This is a genomic window from Sutterella massiliensis, from assembly GCF_016899755.1.
Taxonomy (GTDB): domain Bacteria; phylum Pseudomonadota; class Gammaproteobacteria; order Burkholderiales; family Burkholderiaceae_F; genus Sutterella; species Sutterella massiliensis.
The window spans coordinates 1-272 of record NZ_JACJJC010000419.1; the positions used below are offsets into that span (position 1 = coordinate 1).

General features: G+C 45.2%; 1 protein-coding gene. It reads left to right on the forward strand.

Annotation, left to right across the window (positions count from 1 at the left end; genetic code table 11):
* A partial coding sequence (locus tag H6A60_RS14590; RefSeq protein WP_205105315.1) for a transposase occupies positions 1-272 on the forward strand: 272 nt, incomplete at both ends.

Below are 272 nucleotides of genomic sequence, written 5' to 3' on the forward strand. Positions count from 1 at the left end.
TGTCAAAGGCGAGTGTACATGACCTCAATTACATGAAAGACGTGAAACTGGAATATCATGATTGCAGCATCTATGGAGACAAAGGCTATGTCGGGGCTGACGTACAGCTTGACCTCTTTGAAACCGCATATATCCGGTTGGAATGTCCCTACCGGCTGAACCAAAAGGATTGGAAACCGACTTTCATTCCCTTTGCAAAAGCGCGCAAGAGGATTGAAACGATATTTTCTCAATTGTCAGGCCAGTTCCTGGTCATCAGGAACTATGCTAAG